At 38.4% G+C, this 14,937-nt stretch carries 13 protein-coding genes; 1 reads left to right on the top strand and 12 read right to left on the bottom strand.

Features of this window, described 5'->3' with window-relative positions; all coding sequences use genetic code 11:
- Positions 1–153 precede the first annotated feature (153 nt).
- Complete coding sequence (locus MHH73_RS03945) at positions 154–999, bottom strand: manganese catalase family protein (protein WP_191816697.1); 846 nt, start codon at positions 997–999, stop codon at positions 154–156.
- 190 nt (positions 1,000–1,189) lie between these two features.
- Between MHH73_RS03945 and MHH73_RS03940 the strand changes: the two genes are divergently transcribed.
- Positions 1,190–2,626, top strand: coding sequence for a hypothetical protein (locus tag MHH73_RS03940; RefSeq protein WP_341064865.1), 1,437 nt, complete (start codon positions 1,190–1,192; stop codon positions 2,624–2,626).
- A gap of 184 nt (positions 2,627–2,810) precedes the next feature.
- Here the strand turns inward: MHH73_RS03940 and MHH73_RS03935 are convergent, their stop codons facing one another.
- The 11 genes from MHH73_RS03935 to MHH73_RS03885 form a co-directional block, all read right to left on the bottom strand.
- On the bottom strand, positions 2,811–3,461 hold the full coding sequence (locus MHH73_RS03935) for a protein kinase family protein (protein WP_191816699.1): 651 nt from the start codon (positions 3,459–3,461) through the stop codon (positions 2,811–2,813).
- Positions 3,462–3,698: 237 nt separating this feature from the next.
- Entirely contained in the window at positions 3,699–4,832 is a 1,134-nt protein-coding gene (locus tag MHH73_RS03930; protein ID WP_341064864.1) for a M20 family metallopeptidase, read from the bottom strand.
- Between the two features lie 21 nt (positions 4,833–4,853).
- The gene (locus MHH73_RS03925) at positions 4,854–5,852 is read right to left on the bottom strand and encodes an ABC transporter ATP-binding protein (protein ID WP_341064862.1); all 999 of its coding nucleotides are present in this window, start codon (positions 5,850–5,852) and stop codon (positions 4,854–4,856) included.
- Positions 5,853–5,859: 7 nt separating this feature from the next.
- On the bottom strand, positions 5,860–6,837 hold the full coding sequence (locus MHH73_RS03920) for an ABC transporter ATP-binding protein (RefSeq protein ID WP_341064859.1): 978 nt from the start codon (positions 6,835–6,837) through the stop codon (positions 5,860–5,862).
- Positions 6,838–6,851: 14 nt separating this feature from the next.
- Complete coding sequence (locus tag MHH73_RS03915) at positions 6,852–7,733, bottom strand: ABC transporter permease (RefSeq protein WP_225230744.1); 882 nt, start codon at positions 7,731–7,733, stop codon at positions 6,852–6,854.
- A gap of 15 nt (positions 7,734–7,748) precedes the next feature.
- Positions 7,749–8,666 carry an ABC transporter permease gene (locus tag MHH73_RS03910; protein ID WP_341064855.1) on the bottom strand — a complete coding sequence of 306 codons (918 nt, stop codon included), beginning with the start codon at positions 8,664–8,666 and terminating at the stop codon, positions 7,749–7,751.
- 79 nt (positions 8,667–8,745) lie between these two features.
- Positions 8,746–10,308, bottom strand: coding sequence for an ABC transporter substrate-binding protein (locus tag MHH73_RS03905; RefSeq protein ID WP_191816705.1), 1,563 nt, complete (start codon positions 10,306–10,308; stop codon positions 8,746–8,748).
- A 1,240-nt stretch (positions 10,309–11,548) separates the two neighbouring features.
- Positions 11,549–12,256, bottom strand: coding sequence for a DNA alkylation repair protein (locus MHH73_RS03900; RefSeq protein ID WP_341064853.1), 708 nt, complete (start codon positions 12,254–12,256; stop codon positions 11,549–11,551).
- A gap of 19 nt (positions 12,257–12,275) precedes the next feature.
- Positions 12,276–12,575 (bottom strand): hypothetical protein, encoded by a 300-nt coding sequence (locus tag MHH73_RS03895; protein WP_341064851.1) that lies wholly within the window; start codon positions 12,573–12,575, stop codon positions 12,276–12,278.
- A gap of 12 nt (positions 12,576–12,587) precedes the next feature.
- Positions 12,588–14,063, bottom strand: a complete 1,476-nt coding sequence (locus tag MHH73_RS03890; protein WP_341064849.1) for a PH domain-containing protein — start codon at positions 14,061–14,063, stop codon at positions 12,588–12,590.
- Positions 14,063–14,560: a PH domain-containing protein gene (locus MHH73_RS03885; RefSeq protein ID WP_341064846.1), complete on the bottom strand. Its 498-nt coding sequence runs from the start codon at positions 14,558–14,560 to the stop codon at positions 14,063–14,065. Before MHH73_RS03885 ends, MHH73_RS03890 begins: the two co-directional genes overlap by 1 nt.
- Positions 14,561–14,937: the final 377 nt, after the last annotated feature.

Genomic DNA, 14,937 nt, shown 5'->3' with positions numbered 1-14,937 from the left:
CTCTATGAAGACACTAATCACCACCGAGAACTAAGCTATAATCAGGGAAATAGTCAGCTCATATACCTTAATAAAGTAAGGATAAATACGTGAAAAAGCCAAGATGCTTATAACATCTTGGCTTTTGATAGTAGTAAAATATTTTGTTAAGACTTAGAAAGATGATTTAACTTTGTTATTATTTAAATCATGATGTAAGGAGTCTGAAGGTTTTTTATGGTATGGAATATTTCCTCGTGCTGTTGGCTCAGCTACATATTCGAAGTCTCCACTTCCATCTTGCGCACTTCCTGTAGCCCATTGTCCTTCAGCAGAGGCGGTTCCTTCTGAGAGATTCCAGAATCTATAGGCTTCTACTTGAGATTCTTCTTCTGCTTCATGAGGGAATGATGAGGGAACGACAACACCATTTTTCTGTTCTAACTCTTCAATTGCTGCCATCCATTGATATTGGTGATAACGATCTCTAGCAATCATCTTTCTAAATGTTGCACGGACACCTTCATCCTTGGTCATGTGGTATAACCTTGTAACTTGTAACCTACCTTGACTTTCCGCGTGTAAGTTTGCACGCATATCTGCTAATAGATTACCACTGGCAACAATATATCCGCTATTCCAAGGTGTACCAACAGAATTCGTTGGTAGAGCTCCTGTCCCGCTTACTATTAAATGCTGAGGGTTTATCCCCCCCATAATTGCTGCTAATGTAGGATCTTTAGCTGCCTCCGCTTGATCTTCTGGTGAAGCGCCATCTAGTAATTGGCTAATAAGCGAACATAACATTTCTACGTGGCCAATTTCTTCTGTGCCAATATCCATTAGCATATCTTTATACTTTTCTTCCCCGCGGCAATTAAAACCTTGGAAAAGATATTGCATCATGACAGTCATTTCTCCAAACTGGCCGCCTAATACTTCTTGAATTTGTCTAGCAAGCATAGGGTCTGGACGATCTACTTTTACTTCAAATTGTAACTCTTTTTGATGACGAAACATGTTTAATTCCTCCTAGGTACAATTTTGAATTACGAACATTCTTTCTTTTCCCGAAGAAAAAAAAAGTAAACTTCCACTATTTTTATTTGTTTAACTAGTAAGACAATTAGATAGATTTTGTTTGAAAGGGAGAACCAAGGGTATTTTAGATAGAAAACAAAATATGGAAGAGAAAGGGATGGGAATGAAAATGAGGAAAACATCAATTTCGGAAAGTATTCCAGAAGTCAAACGTTCCAAACTTCAGTTTCTATTTCCATTTATGCTAAATGAGCAAATTATTGGAGGGTTTACTGAAAAGTTACTCGAAGAAGGTTTTCAATTTTTCACTTTAAGAAACACGAAGCAACAAAATGAATATTATGGGGATGACAAGGTCTTTCACCGAAAGCTTGAAAAGTATTTTCTTCCTAATATAGAGCCGCTTCTTTTTCCAAAATCCTATACTGCCAGGGAAGGCATTCGCCGTTTTTCTCTTAAGTTGAATCTTGATTGCACCCTGGACTCTACCAAATTGAACATGCCATTTGTGGTTGAATCAATAGATATATTAGTATGTCCCTTCCGCATAGGGCTGATGAATCTCAGAATAAGCCTTCCAGAATCGATTGCTTATTCAGATGTAATTGCCTTTGCAGATTTGTTCAGAGTATTAGAGCCGATTACAGAAGATGAAGAAGAAGTCGTCTTGGGTTGTAGGAATCATCAATATCATGCGGTGAAAGAGTTCGTCTTCAAAGAATTGCTTCGACCAATGGAGGATTATGTTGAAGACAATCCAGATACTGATCCTTCTTATTTTGGAAGCCTGCCATTTTTTATGGATGAGCGCATGTATGTACTCAGTTATATTCATATTTCAGAAGGTAGTGATTTGACACAGTTAAATTTATTTCAGCTTGCGGAGCTTGAAAGCTGTAATCAGCACGAAGGGGACAAGCATCCAAATTATATTGAAAGGTATTGTAAAGAACATGTTTATGAACGTTGGGGCGACCAAACGTATATCGTCATGAGCGATTATCAATTTTCCTGTATAACAAAGGAGACAGGTGATATTGAAAAACAATTAGCGAGTAACTTTTACGGAGAATTCTTTTATTCTGTTTTTCTTTATTATTATTATAAAATTGTCCTTCTCATGCTCTCATATAACCATTCAACGATTGACATTGAAAAGGATAAAAGTAAGACGGAACTATTAATTTTTATGATTACACAGTTTTCTGCGAAGTATTATATGCCAGAAGTAAACAGTACAACTACAGGGAAGGAAATATTCGGGAGATTACAAAAGATTTTCAGAGTGGAGACACTTTATCAGGAGGTTAAAGAAACTTTATCATTTCTTTATCAAAGCCAGGATACTTTATCAGGCAAAAGCACGAATTATTTATTGCAAATCTTAACGATTTACTCAACGATATCAGGCCTTTTCGGGATGAACCTAATTATTGAGGATTGGAGAGGAAAGATTCCGTTAGATAAGATGAGTCATTACTCTATTTTTGAGTGGATAGCGATACTTGTAACAACAACCGGTGTTTCCATTTCTTTAATTCTTGGAGTGGTATTCATTAAAAACTGGTTGAAAGAAAGGAAAAGCCGTAAGAATAAAATCTTATAGTACAAAAAAAGGAAAATCTAAGCGGTACCCTAACAATAAGTGCCAACGAAATACTTTGCGCCTGGAGAATACGGTTAATCAAATATTTTCCTTAGTAAAGTCAATCAATCTCACTCTCTAAAACAAAAAAACATGAACACTCCTTTTTATGCAGGAGTTGTTCATGTATGATCTAATCATCCTATTATACATGTATCCCATTTTTATCCTGAAAGATAACTTTTCTCACAGACAATGGAAGGAATCTCTTTTTATATATGTCGGCTATGAAATTCAAGATCACTGTAGGGATTTTTTTCGGGAACCATTTGTTGGTGTAATATCGGTAGTACGCATTCTGTAAGTCTGTCCATTGTTTATCGGCGTTCTTCGAATCAAAACGAGCAATATCAATCAGTTTTATATTTCCGTTTCGATCAATCATAATGTTGCGCAAATGTATGTCTGACGGTTTCAGGCCTGCTTCTGTAGCTGAACGTAAGGCTAATTGGACAGATTCTATATGTTCTGCTTTTATATGAATGCCTTTCTCCAAGCATTGGAAGAGAGTAAAGCCTTCTATATAGTCGATCACAATATAAGCATCACCATAATCATAAAGATGTGGATAATAGGGATTACCTTGGATTCGTTGATAATTTGCCGCTTCCACCTTTGCGATATCTTCCATTTGTGGGAAGTATACTTTTATAGCAATAGCTTGCTTAGTAATTTTGAAAACGAAAGCACTTCTTCCTACACCAATCAGTTCTAGCTGGTCACTATATGATTTTAAAGAGGGGCGTCCCTCTACCAGTTCAATTACTACGCTGCTCGCTAGCTGATTAAATTCCATTCTAATCACCTCATTTGAAGGAACAACATGACTTTATGATGTTCGCTTTAGAGTAGTTTAGTATAGAATGGGCATTACTCACAAATTTTAAGGTCCCTTCTAGTAAAAATGTATACGTATAGAGAAGAAAATTACTTTCCTGTAATAATTGATACGAAAAATTTACAACTTACAAACTAAGTGACCTCACCATTCCATAAAGAAAGCTACCAAACGAGTGGTAGCTTCCAAAAAAAATCATCTAGATAAGCGCTCAATTGTCTTTGCAAGCAGAATGGTTCTTTCCGTTAATGTGTCAATTTCAATGTATTCCTCTTTACTATGGGCATTCCCGCCAACTGGACCAAGACCATCAACTGTAGGCACACCCGTTGCTGAAGTGAAAGAGGCGTCACCACCCCCACCCGTTGCAGTATTATGGACATGAAGACCTATTTCTTCGCCTACTTCTTGAATAATGTGTAATAGCTTTTTCGTTTGCTCGTTGTATTCCATTGGTGGTCTGCTAATAGCCCCTTCTAATTGAATCTCAGTTCCCCTCACTTCTGTATTGGCACATATTCTTTTAATCTTCTTTTCTAATTCTTGTGCTTGTTCTTTCTCAGTGATGCGAATATCAATATGAGCGACGGCTTTATCAGAAATGGTATTAACAGAAGAACCACCGGAAATAATGCCTACGTTCACGCTAATGCCTTGTTCATGATTTGTTAAATTATGCAGCTGGATGATTTTATAAGCTAGTTCTTCTATCGCACTTCTTCCCTTTTCTGGTTCAATCCCTGAATGGGCAGCTTTGCCTTTAATAATCAGTTTATATCTTCCCCCGCCTCTTCTTGCTGTCACAAGTGAACCATCTTTTCTCGCTGGCTCCATGATGAGTGCATATTCTTTTCCCACAGCTTGTTCCTCTATTAATTCACGGGATGACGGCGAACCAATTTCCTCATCACCATTTAAGATAATTTGCACATTCTCACAGGCATTTGACCCACAGTGAACTAATGCTTTCATAGCATATAAAAGCTCGACTAAACTCGACTTCATATCCACGACACCAGGCCCATAAGCTCTGTTTCCTTTTATTTGAAACGGACGCTTGTTCACCGTACCTTCTGGAAAAACCGTATCCATATGCGCCACCAGTATAATTTTCGGATGCAGACTACGCTCATGTCGAATAACAAGGTGGTTGCCGTATTTTGCTTCTGTTTTCACCTCTACAACAAATCCAATTTCTTCGTATTTCTTTTGTAATATTCCCCCGATTTCATCTATCCCTATCTTTACATATGAACCACTATCAATATTGACAAGTTTTTCAATTAACTGCAGCATTTCGGTTTTACACTGTTTTATATATCCCTCCACCTTTGATACATCTCCCTTTATCTATTTTTCCAACACTCCAACACCCTCTTTTAATGGAAAATGGCAGGCCACATAATGTTCTTCCTCATGTGCAATAAATGTTGGCTCCTCATTCCTACATTTTTCTTGTTCATGTGGGCACCGTGGATGAAAACGACATCCTGAAGGAATATTTGTTGGGCTTGGAAGATCACCTTCCAAAATCACGCCTTCTTTTTTATGCCTTAACGTCGGGTCAGGAAGGGGAACTGCTGATAAAAGTCCCTCTGTATACGGATGAAGGGGTTTGGAAAAGAGTTTTTCTTTTGTGGTTAGTTCAACAATTTTTCCAAGGTACATGACCGCAATTTTATCACTGATATATTTAACCGCTGGTAGGCCATGGGCAATGAAAATAAAGGTTAATCGTAACTCTTTCTGTAGTTTAGACATTAAATTAAGGATTTGTGATTGAATAGAAACGTCTAATGCAGATACGGGCTCATCACAAATAATAAGCTTAGGTCGCAATGCAATGGCCCGAGCAATACCGATTCTTTGTCTCTGACCTCCACTAAATTCATGGGGGTAGCGATGAATATAAGAACGATCAAGACCGACCTGATCCATTAACGACAATACTTCCTCCTTCAACCTTTTACTACTTAAGTTCAGATGGGTCAATAATGGTTCGGCAATAATATCAAATACCTTCATCCGAGGATTTAACGAGGAAAAAGGATCTTGGAAAATCATCTGCATTTCCGCCCGTTTCTTTCTTAGCTCATGTTTGGATAGAGTGGCAAGATCTACTCCTTGGAATATTATTTCTCCTTCTGTTTTTTCTAACAGCTGCATAATCAAATTACCTGTTGTCGATTTCCCACAACCTGACTCCCCAACAATCCCTAATGTTTCTCCATCATTTACATCGAAGGAAATGTGGTCAACTGCCTTTAAATATTGTTTTTCCTTCTTCCACCATCCTTCAGTCACATCAAAATATTTCTTTAAACCCCTTACACTTAAAATAACTGCCATATCTTAGTCACACCTCCTCTTCATATAACCAGCACTTCACTTGATGATGGGCATGAATATTGGTAAGTACAGGCTCATTGTTCATACATTTTTCCATGACATTTGGGCAACGTGTATGAAAGCGACACCCACTTGGCATATCATTTGGATTGGGTACAGTCCCTTCGATGACTTGTAGTGTTTCTGTTTGTTCGTGGATTTTTGGCGTACTAGCTAATAAACTTGTCGTATAAGGATGCGCCGCTTCTTTAAACAGTGTAAACACATCCGTATATTCAACTACTTGGCCGGCATACATAACAATCACTTGATCAGCCATCTCTGCTACCACACCTAAATCATGTGTTATAAATAGAATAGAAGTTTGCTTGTCTTTTATCAGCTCTTTCATTAAATGGAGAATTTGCGCTTGGATGGTAACATCGAGTGCGGTTGTCGGCTCATCCGCAATTAATAGTTTCGGGTTACATGATAAGGCAATCGCAATCATTACACGTTGACGCATGCCTCCACTTAATAGATGAGGATAAGAATGATATACCTTCTCCGCACGAGCTATGCCGACTTTTTTTAAAATCTCGATACTTCTCTTTTTCGCTTCTTTTTTATTCACTTTTTGATGGATTCTAATTGCTTCAGAAATTTGATTACCAACTGTAAATAAAGGATTAAGTGAGGTGAGTGGTTCTTGAAAAATCATCGCCATCTCATTCCCGCGCAATTTTCTTCGTTCTTTTTTTGATAGTGTTGTTACCTCACTGCCTTCAAATAGGATGGTGCCACTTTCAATTTTCCCAGCAGTATCTAGCAACCCCATAATAGATAAAGATGTTACACTTTTGCCACTGCCTGACTCACCTACAACAGCCACAGTCTCGCCTTTCTTTATCGTAAATGACACACCGTCAACTGAAGGAATCACACCATCTTCGGTATAAAAATAAGTCTTCAAGTCTCGCACTTCTAACAAGCTCTCTCGGCTCAACGCATTTCCCTCCTCTACACTTTCTTTTCTCTTGGATCTAATACATCTCTCAGCCAATCACCTAAGAAGATCATGCCTAAAACGGTGATCGTTATCGCTAAACCAGGAAAAGCTGCCAACCACCAACTAGTTGCTACATAATCTCTACCATCACTTAAAATGCCACCCCAAGAAATGGTCGGTGGTTGAATTCCTAAACCTAGAAAACTTAAGGAGGCCTCTAATATAATCGTGGTTGCCACGCTTAAAGTAGAAATGACAATGAACGGGGATATCACATTTGGCAATAAATGTTTGAGGATAATCTTATGATCCCTCACCCCCATAGACCTTGCAGCCCTAACAAACTCTCTTTCTTTTAAAGAGAGCACTTCTCCTCGTATTAAACGGGCGTACTGTACCCAATTCGTCACACCTAATACAACAATCAACGTAAGCGCACTTGGGCCAAAGACTGTCAAGATGACAAGTGCAAAGAGGATGGTTGGGATCGCTAGAAAAGAATCAACTATTCTCATTAAAATGTTATCTAGGAAACCACCATAAAAACCTGAGACTAAGCCGATAAAAATACCAATAATGCCAGCCAAGATGACAGAGGCAACCCCAACAACTAAAGAAATTTGGGAGCCATAAATTATTCTGCTTAAAATATCTCTGCCAAGATTGTCTGTTCCTAAAAGATACTCAGTATCCCCACCTTCTACCCAAACCGGGGGTTTCAACATCATTGCCGCATTAATCTGGTTCGGATCATGGGGTGCTAAAAACTTCGCAAATATCGCGATAAAAATAATGAGTAACACGATAATTGAGCCAATTGAACCGGTCTTACTCTTTAATAATAATCTGAGCCACCGTTTGAGGTGACCCTGCTTACTTTCCTTTGATTCCAATACAACCACACCTCCTTAGCGAAATGTAATGCGGGGATCCAATAATTTATAAAGAATATCTGCTAGTAAGTTCATAGCAATAACAATAAACGCAATAATAAACACACTGGCCTGTACGATCGCCATATCCCTTGTATTCACTGCTTGAATGAGTAGTTGACCTAACCCTGGCCATGAAAATACGCTCTCGGTTATTAACGTGCCGCCCACAACAGTTGAGGTTTGTAGCGCGGTAATCGTAACAACTGGAATAAGGGCATTACGAAAAGCATGCTTATGAATAACAAAAAACTCTTTTAATCCTTTACTTCTTGCCGTACGAACATAGTCTTGATTCATGATTTCTAACATGCTTGAGCGAATAAACCGGGTCATCTCAGCAGCAATCCCTGTGCCAAGTGTAATTGCCGGTAAGATTAGATGACTCCATGTCCCCCGCCCTGAAACTGGGAACCATCCTAACATGACGGAGAAAATCAAAATGAGCATAATGCCTAACCAAAAATTCGGCATTGCCTTCCAGATTACCGCTCCCCCTGTCGCTACGACATCGATAGCAGAATTCTTCTTAGTCGCTGACCAAATACCAAGAGGGATAGCTATGATAATGGCCACAATCATAGCTGCTACAGCTAATTCAATTGTCGCCGGTAAACGCTCCAACACAATAGGTAAGGCGCTCGTGTTATAACGAAATGATTCACCAAAATCAAGTTGGATAAGTCCGACCATATAGTTGAAATATTGAATATAAAAAGGCTCATTTAACCCGAGTGATTCACGAAGTTGTAAAATATCCTCTTGGCTCGCATCTTCGGGTAACATTAATGCAACAGGATCGCCAGCCACATAGACAAGGCAAAACACAATAAAAGAAATGATAAATAACACCGGTATAATTTGAAGTAATCGTCTAATAATATATTTGCCCACTATTGTCCCCCTATAGCGAAAAGTAATAGAGATGGGCAAATGGATGTCACCACCCATTCACCCACGAATATTAGCTTTGTTATTCATTTGCTTTTCTTTTAATAATTGGTGCATAAATCATTTCATCCGGGGTAGGAACAAAATCAATCGCATCATTTACACCGATATTGATTTTTTCCTCATGAAGCATAATATGTGGCACTTCTTCAGCAGCAATCTCTTCAATTTCTTGTATTTGCTTGGCTCGTTCTTCCTCATTCATATTGACGGCAGAGTGAGCGAGCAATTCTTCGATTCGATCATTCTTATAATCTGTATGGCCTTCAAAACGTTCGGCACGATACCAATCGACCGAGTAAGCACCGTCAAACATCGAATTACCTAGGCCAATTAAATAAGCATCCTTATTCTCGTTAGCTGTACGCATTTCAACAAAATTACTCCATTCCATGAACTCGATATTTACTTTCACATTAATTTCTGCAAGCATGCCCGCTAACATTTCCGCCACTTCTGCATCTTGTAAATAGCGTCCCTTTGGTGAATGCAAAGTCATCTCAAAACCATCTGGATAACCTGCCTCCGCTAGTAATGCCTTTGCTTTTTCAATATCATAATTGTACGTATCATAAAGCTCCGGATGATGCCCAAAATTACCTGGACCGACTCTTGTTCTTGTTGGAATCCCTCCACCTTGTAAGACATTATCGGTAATTGCTTTGTTATTGATAGCAAAGTCTAGTGCCTGACGTACACGGACATCAGCAGTCGGGAGCCCTTCTGTCGCCCGCAATATTAGCATTACTACTCGGTTCGACCTTTCTTGCACAATGGATGTTCCCTCATTACTATTCACTCGTTCCCAATCAGACGGAGGAATATTAACAGCCATATCAACCCCACCAGTTAAAAGCTCCGACACTCTTGTCGAGTTTTCTGGAATGACTCGGAAAACAAGCTCATCCCATTCCTCTACTTTTCCTGCAAAATAATCCTCATATGGTGTAAAAACGATGCGATTATCACGTTTCCATTCTTTGAATTGAAATGGACCTGTGCCAACGGGATTAGATAGAAAATGATCCCATCCATTCTCTTCAATATAGTTCTTAGGTAAAATACCGGAACCAAGTCGGGATATACGGTGAAATAAGGAGGGCTCTGGTGATTGTGTCACAATATTGAAAGTGAGCTCATCGATCACTTGAATTTCTTTTATCTGCTTATAATTAGGATACTCCTGCAACGTGTCATCTTTCGCTACTCTTTCTAACGTAAATTTCACATCCTCTGCTGTGAGTGGATCACCGTTATGAAAAGTGACACCTTCCTTTAGTTTTACCTGATAAGTCAAGTCATCGATTTTCTCGTAGCCCTCGGCAAGCTCTGGATGAATATTGCCATCTTTATCTTTTTTAAATAAATAATTAAACATATTCACATGAATCGCTTCCGTCGACGTATTATTATGGTCATGAATATCAAATGTCACCAAATCCGTTCCGACCGCCACTGTTAATACACGATCATTTCCCTTCTCTGTGACAGCGCCACCTACCTCTGAGCCACCTCCAGAACAACCCGCCAAAACAATTGCAGCAATAACAACGATGACAAAACTCTTCCAAATGCTTCGCTTCAAATTGCTTCCCCCTACTCTTTAATTTTTTTCTATAGTCAAGCCCTTTTCATCAGTTTATAAAAGTGTAAGCAAAACTATGTTAAAAATCGTTAAGGATATTTTGTAAACATGATCTCTTATGTCGGGTGGGGTAGGGGGGTACGAGAGGAAGCGTTGTTTGCTTGGGAATAAGTTAAGAGGAATAATTTGGATGTACAATTTTATGTAGACAATACGGAATTAGTTTCATTCTGATGTTATTCGGAAACACTCCTCGCAAAGGAGATATCTATGTTGTGGGGGTAGATTGTGAATACTCACACTTCTTTCATGAAACACGGATTCTCGTGGGGGGAAATCATGTATACCCACACTTTTCTCTTAAAATCCAGGGTCTTGTGGGGGCAAATCGCAAATACACACACTTCTTTCTTGAAATCCGGATTCTTGTGAGGGCATATCACTAATACCCACACTTCTTTCATGTAACCCAGAGTCTTGTGGGGGCATATCGCAAATGCCTACACTTCTCTCTTAAAATCCAGGGTCTTGTGGAGGCAAAATCACCAATACCCACACTTCTTTCATGAAACCCAGAGTCTTGTGGGGGCATATCGCAAATGCCTACACTTCTCTCTTGAAATCCAGGGTCTTGTGGAGGCAAAATCACCAATACCCACACTTCTTTCATGAAACCCAGATTCTTGTGGGGGCATATCACTAATACCCACACTTCTTTCATGAAACCCAGAGTCTTGTGGGCGCATATCACTAATACCCACACTTCTTTCATGAAACCCAGGGTCTTGTGGGCGCATATCATGAATACCCACACTTCTCTCTTAAAATCCAGGGTCTTGTGGAGGGAAATCACTAATACACACACTTCTTTCTTGAAATCCGAATTCTTGTGGGGGCATATCGCAAATGCCTACACTTCTTTCTTAAAATCCAGGGTCTTGTGGGGGCATATCACTAATACACACACTTCTTTCTTGAAATCCGGATTCTTGTGGAGGCATATCGCAAATGCCTACATTTCTCTCTTAAAATCCAGGGTCTTGTGTGAGCAAACCACTAATACCCACACTTCTTTCTCAAAACCCCGATTCTTGTGGGAGCAACTCTATACAAAGATATACTTCGTTAACTTCCCACGTACACTCTAAACCCTTCTCCTACCAAGCGGAGTAAAATTATATAAAAACCAAAAACAAAAAAAGCCGGAATCAATAGAATTGATCCCGGCATCATTTGACTTTTAACATCTGACATATTTACGTTTAAACCCTAGACGACCTTTATCTAAGTCTTTTTGAATATTTTCATGAGCATGAAGGACGCTGTTCTTCTTATTCTCTCTTTTGATTTCGATGGCACCGATTTCCTCTGCCACTTCAGTTGCTTTTTCACTTAGAGGAATATAGGAGATCGCAACGGTATATAAGAAGTTATTCATTGATATCTTTGTTCTTATAGGTGCGTCATAAATGTCCGCCTTCACCTGATCTAGCATGGCCGATAATTTGCCCGTGACAAATTCGTCGTCTTTCCGCTTACCTAATAACCAGCAATAACAACTCCAACCAGCTGACATTCTCAAGTCATCTTCACTGGCAATCCATTCATCGGCAACTTCTTGGGCAATCGGGGATTCGGATAATGTAACCGCTACGACATAGTCTGACAGCATATAAAAATACGCATCGTCTATCCAACGATTAAAATCTTCCTTTGTCATTGCTTTTGGATCTGCAATGATGCCCGCAAAGTACATGGCATCATAATTTCCTGTTGCATATAGCTCCTCAGCTAATGATTGATCAATCTTTATTTTCTTCACAATCGGTTTCATCGCTCCAGTTGCTACACCAAAAAGTGGCTCATGTGCACCGTTTGAGAGATAAATTTTTTTCGTTCGCTCTTTTCCTAATCCTTCTAACTCATTCATTACCTCGTTGAAATCCATCAGCTATAACACTCCTCTTCTAAGAATAAGACGGTTTTCCGGTATTCTCTCTATTATCTATCATATCATGTGCTATTTTCACTTCATATAAGGAGTATTCTATCCCTATTTCCACTTGAAAATCCCCGTTTACCATTAACTTAAATATCTCTTCGGCAACAGTCTTGATCGTTTCCAACCGTTTCTTGCTTGTCGTAGCAAAACTAAAGCCCAGGGCTGAACGACAATTACTATGGAGAGTAGTTGTTTTCATCCTACCTGTTTGACGCATTACATCTGTGGAAACATTGACTCTATCACTACCGCTTGCATTGTACATTCAACCTATCTATTATTTTAGTTCGATTTCTGATCCTCTTTTTTTATACCATTGAAAAAACGCTAAACGGAAGGATTCGGGCACCCCATACATGTGAGTGTGTCGCACTGGTTGCGCACGATTGATCGTCGTAATCTTAGCAATGCCGAGTATTTTTTCTAGCGGTCCTCTGTTCATTTCAATTTCAATCACTTTATCACGCCTAGTTAGAAATAACGCCGTTGCTAAACTCCCTGTTTTTAATTGGATAAAACGCCCATTTAACACATAGCGGCTATTATAGTAATCTAAGACCCTGAGTAAAACAATTAAAATAAGTAAAATCAATGATAACAACCACCATGGAATATGCAAATTGAACACATTTGGTTGGAAATAATATAATAATGCCGTTGCGATTATCCATATCCAACTAGGTTTTAGCAACCTAGCAAAGAGGGCATTTTTCGGAAGCTTGTGCATCTCTTCTGCCACTTCATAGTCTGGTAAGATTTCAGAAATCAAACGAAAAGCATCCTTTTGCGGTAAAAAGGGGAACAAAGAGCTTGTCTCCATTGAGGAATCGCCTCCTCCTGTCTGACCAGCACTCGTTAGTTTCACTTCTGCAATACGTAAGATTCTTTTCATTAACGTTTGCGTTATTTCAACAGCTTGGACCTTTTCCTTTGAAATAGAAAAGCGTACTTCATCTAGTACTCCTCTAGAGATATAAATCCTATCATCATCTGAATAAATTCGATAATTCCCATATTTAATATATGTTTTTATCATACCAAATATCGTTGAAGCCACAATAAGAAAAACAACGACAAGTGTCGTTAACCACCAGGCACTTAATATAAAGTGAATGGCACCTTCTGCTTCTTTCTCAACATTTATAAAATCATTAATCATAAAAAACAGTGAGACTAAGGCAGGAATTAAAAGCAAAAAGCTTAATGACGTCATTGATGCTTTCAAAATATCCTTCTTGCTGGCAGCAAAATGCAGCTTTCTGTCTTCTATATATTCTTCTACCTTTTCCTCTTCATGTGCGGACACGTTGACTTTGCGACTACTTTTTTCCACCCAGTCTTCCAAATGGTCTGCTTCTTCTTTCGAAACAACCTCAAATTTAATTGTCCCGCCATCACCAGACATGCCTGTCTCAAACTTCAAGGAGGTTTTTCCTATTAATTTATGTAGAAAAGTCGTGTGTCTACTTACATTTTGAATCTTACTAAAAGGAATGGTTCGTTTATGCTTTGTGAAAAAGCCTTCACTTAAATAAAAAGCTACCTCATCAATCTTATAAGTTGTGGTCAGCCATTTAAAGATAACAAAAATAATAGAAAGAATAAGGAGGATAGCGGCAATGATTCTACCGTAACCAATCCAATCGGCCTCTCGATTAAAAATAAATAAGTAAAGAAAGGCAAAAAAGAAAAATTTCAAAACACCCCATATATGAAAAGCAATGGTTAAGCGTGAATACCTTCTGTAATCCATTATTCATCTACTTCCTTTATTTTTGCATAATAAGCTATCGTATTTCTCAGTTGCATTGCTATTTCCTTTGATAGCATGGGGATTGTATGGGTTGAGCTCATCGTTTCGACTGAAAGACCGTATAATCCATATCTTCTCTGTATCGGCCCTTGATTCGTTGCCACAGATTGAATTTTTGTCATTGGTACTAATTCATATTTCTCTATAAACACTCCTTGCTTAATCTGCAAAAATTCCTCATCTACTTCATAACGGAAGTTTTTATATAATAGGTATGGTTGAATGGTTAACGCATAAATCATAGATAAAATAGTAAGACCAAGGACAACCCATAAAACCCATCCTACCCAATCCCACCAATCATATCGAGCGTCAACGTAAAAAAGTATCGCAAGAATTGGCAACCATATCGCATTCCCAATTAGTTCACTCATTAGCATCGCTTTTATACTATTCTTAGATAATCTCTGTTTTGGTATTGGTAAATCTATATCCATCTTTAATCTCCTTCTGACTGATTTTACTAATATACGGTTAGAAGCGGGGTTAGTTTCATCTGTTATCATTTTGCAAGATATAATCAGCGTAACAAGACTTAAAACGAAAAGAAATATAAAGTTTTTTTACTAGTACAAAACTCTATAAATCTTATACATTTTTGTAAACATGACAAAGCTATTATCTTTTGTTCAACAAATTTGCCTCCTTGGTACTGAATGTCATTTCTATTATGTATTGAGTGAGTAGCGTTTGAATCTACTTATCTGCTCTATGAATTCCTGCTCTTTTTGTCTCTTTTTATATAAAATTAATATATATCATCGTATTAACAAATTGAAACATGCTATGCTCAAAAGAGAAGGAGGAGAGTAAA

The sequence above is a fragment of the Cytobacillus sp. FSL K6-0265 genome, from assembly GCF_038003465.1.
GTDB classification, from domain to species: Bacteria; Bacillota; Bacilli; order Bacillales; family Cytobacillaceae; genus Cytobacillus; species Cytobacillus stercorigallinarum.
Note: the sequence above shows the minus strand (reverse complement) of the source record. Positions and strands in the feature narration are given on the sequence as shown.

Excerpts from the sequence above, each read along its gene's own strand:
- MHH73_RS03945 (WP_191816697.1), bottom strand. The coding sequence starts at position 999 with ATGTTTCGTCATCAAAAAGAGTTACAATTTGAAGTAAAAGTAGATCGT.
- MHH73_RS03940 (WP_341064865.1), top strand. The coding sequence starts at position 1,190 with ATGAGGAAAACATCAATTTCGGAAAGTATTCCAGAAGTCAAACGTTCC.
- MHH73_RS03935 (WP_191816699.1), bottom strand. The coding sequence starts at position 3,461 with ATGGAATTTAATCAGCTAGCGAGCAGCGTAGTAATTGAACTGGTAGAG.
- MHH73_RS03925 (WP_341064862.1), bottom strand. The coding sequence starts at position 5,852 with ATGGCAGTTATTTTAAGTGTAAGGGGTTTAAAGAAATATTTTGATGTG.
- MHH73_RS03900 (WP_341064853.1), bottom strand. The coding sequence starts at position 12,256 with ATGGATTTCAACGAGGTAATGAATGAGTTAGAAGGATTAGGAAAAGAG.
- MHH73_RS03895 (WP_341064851.1), bottom strand. The coding sequence starts at position 12,575 with ATGTACAATGCAAGCGGTAGTGATAGAGTCAATGTTTCCACAGATGTA.
- MHH73_RS03890 (WP_341064849.1), bottom strand. The coding sequence starts at position 14,063 with ATGGATTACAGAAGGTATTCACGCTTAACCATTGCTTTTCATATATGG.
- MHH73_RS03885 (WP_341064846.1), bottom strand. The coding sequence starts at position 14,560 with ATGGATATAGATTTACCAATACCAAAACAGAGATTATCTAAGAATAGT.